The sequence below is a fragment of the Dietzia sp. CW19 genome (assembly GCF_014145265.1).
Lineage (GTDB): Bacteria > Actinomycetota > Actinomycetes > Mycobacteriales > Mycobacteriaceae > Dietzia > Dietzia natronolimnaea.
The window spans coordinates 1-2692 of record NZ_JAALEE010000442.1; the positions used below are offsets into that span (position 1 = coordinate 1).

The following is a 2692-nucleotide window of genomic DNA, read 5'->3' on the forward strand; positions in this document are numbered from 1 at the left end:
CGGCGGTCCCGTCCGGACCCGCGGTGACGGTGTGCTCGTGGACCCACCCCGTGAGACCCGCGTAGGGCTGGGAGACGCAGCGGTCCACGAACCGCTCACCCTCGACGTACCCGGCGGGGTCGTGCTGCGCGACCCAGCGCGGGCCGAACCGCGTCCCCAACGGACCGGGGAGCGCGGACCTCGGCTCGAGCACGGCCACACCGTCCCGCAGCGAGTCGGCCTGGCTCACGGGCCGCAGCGGCATGAACGGCGGGGAGATCCGGACGAAGGCACCCGGCGAGGCGAGATAATCCCACGCCTCGTCCGCGCCGGCCCGGATCGTACAACTGAGGTCGATGCTCATCGGTCCGTCTCTCAGGGGAGCAGGCACAGCGGGGTGACGTCGCCCCGCCCACCGGCCATGGGAACGGTCAGGAACGCGCAGGGCCACCAGCCGCGCGACTCGACGACGTCACGGACGGTGGACCACTGGTCCGCCCCCAGGGCGGGGTCCCGGCTCAACACGAAGCCGGAGGACCGGCTCGGGTCGCCGACGACCGCCACCGAGTAGTCGTCGGCGAGGTAGGTGATGCGGTAGTTGACCGGACCGTTCTCGTCCTGGAACGGCACCTGGGGGAAGTTCACGCGCAGGGAGGCGTTGGTGTCGGTGTCGCGGATCGTCGCCTCCCCCTCGATCACCGAGTCGGAGCTGATCGCCGAGCCGCAGGAGTTACGTACCGAGATCGTGTCGGGCGAGATCCGCGCGTACTCGGCGGTCGTGTCGTTGGTGCACTGCAGGGTATACGGCTGCGGGATCGCCGCGACCTGGTACCAGGTGCCCACGAAACGGTCGGGATCCACATATCCGACCTGCTGCAGCTCGGGGCCGCCGATCGACCCCACCGCGATGCCGTCGGGCAGCACCAGCTGCGAGGAGCCCCCGCCGAGGCGGCCCCCGTCGGTGAGGTCCTGGGCCCCGGCTGCGGGGGCGGCCCCGAGCCCCGCCGCCAGGAGCGGAACCACGGCGAGGGCGGTGACGAGTGAACGGACCCGGGAACGGCGCGAGGTGGTCATGGGTGGAACTCCTTCGTGTCGGCGGTGCGGGCTGGAGCGGAGTCGGCCGGAGCCGTGGCTGCGGATGCGGATGCGTCTGAACCGCCGGTGGTGGGCTCGCCCGCGGGCGTGACGCCGCGTCGGGGATCGCCAGGCCACCAGACCCGCTCCCCGACCAGGGTGAACAGAGCCGGCACCACGAGGGTCCTCACGACGAAGGTGTCCAGCAGGACGCCGAGGGCCACGATCACGCCGACCTGGGTGAGCACGATCAACGGCAGGACGCCCAGCACCACGAACACCGAGGCCAGCACGATTCCCGCGGAGGTGATCACGCCGCCGGTGAGGGCGACCGCCCGGACCATGGCCTCGCGGGTCGAGTGCGTGGCCGCCTCCTCCCGGGCGCGGATGATCAGGAACACCGAGTAGTCCACGCCCAGGGCGACGAGGAACAGGAAGCTGTACAGCGGGACCGACACGTCCAGGCCGGGGAAGCCCAGGATCTGGGTGGTGACGAAGGTCCCCAGCCCGAGCGCCGCGAGCGACGACAACACCGTCGCGCCCAGCAGCAGCAGCGGCGCGATCAACGCCCGTAGCGCCAGGACCAGGACGACGAACACCACAAGGAGGATGAGCGGTGCGATCAGCGCGAGGTCGCGGAGGTTCCCGTCGGAGGTGTCGACGCCCTCGGCCACCGATCCGCCGACGATCGCCTCGGATCCGGGGACCTGGTCGACCGCGGAGCGCAACGCCACCACGCTGTCCTCCGACCGGTCGGTCGCGGGGGCGGCGTCGAGGGTCACCGTGATGCGGCTCCACCCGGTCCCCGACTCACCGGCCGGCATGGCGGACACCACGCCCTCCACGCCCTCGGCCACCTCCGTGACCTGCGCCTCCGTGCCGGTGCGGGTGAGCACGGTGACCGGGTCCGTGACGCCGGCCGGGAAGTGCTCGGCGGCGGTCTCCAGACCGGCCGCGGCCTCGGACGGCGTTCGGAACTGCTCCGTCTGGCTCAGGCCGATCCGGGTGCCCAGCAACCCGAACGCGAGGATCACGAGGATCAGTACGCACGAGATCAGGACACGGACCGGACGCCTGACCACCCCGGAGGCGATGCGGCCCCAGACGCCGGACGGGACCTCCTCGCGGAAGTCCTCGGGAGTCGTGGGGGCGGTCACCCGGGCGCGCGCGCCGGTGCGCGTGCCCGTGCGCTCGGAGTCGCGGTGCGGCCGGGGGACGAAAGGCCAGAACAACCCACGACCGCACACGGCCAGCGCCGCCGGCAGCGCCACGAGGGCGTACGCCAGGGCGACGAGAAGGCCGACGGCCGCGGAGAGCCCGAGCGAACGGTAGTTGGGCAGGGTCGCGAGCAACAGCATCAGCAGTGCCAGCACCACGGTGACGTTGCTGGCGATGATGGCGGGGACCGCTCCCCGGTAGGCATCCCGCAACGCCTGTCGCCGGTTCTCGGTCCGCCGCAGCTCTTCGCGGTACCTGGAGACCAACAGCAACGCGTAGTTGGTACCCGCGCCGAACACCAGGACCGAGACGATGCCGGACGTGGAGCCGTCGACGGTCACGCCGACGGCCTCGCCGACCGTCGCCACCAGCAGGGAGGCCACCCGGTCGGCGACGGCGATCACGACGAGCGGGACGAGCC

Annotated in this window: 2 protein-coding genes and 1 pseudogene; all 3 read right to left on the bottom strand. The window is 72.1% G+C overall.

Features of this window, described 5'->3' with window-relative positions; all coding sequences use genetic code 11:
* Positions 1 to 343: pseudogene (locus G6021_RS13000) on the bottom strand (TIGR01777 family protein); the annotation flags it as partial.
* Between the two features lie 11 nt (positions 344 to 354).
* Positions 355 to 1053, bottom strand: coding sequence for a lipocalin family protein (locus G6021_RS13005; RefSeq protein WP_179523650.1), 699 nt, complete (start codon positions 1051 to 1053; stop codon positions 355 to 357).
* Positions 1050 to 2692, bottom strand: a 1643-nt coding sequence (locus tag G6021_RS13010) for an MMPL family transporter (protein ID WP_241736550.1), incomplete at its 5' end; no start/stop codon positions are given. The genes G6021_RS13005 and G6021_RS13010, both read right to left, overlap by 4 nt.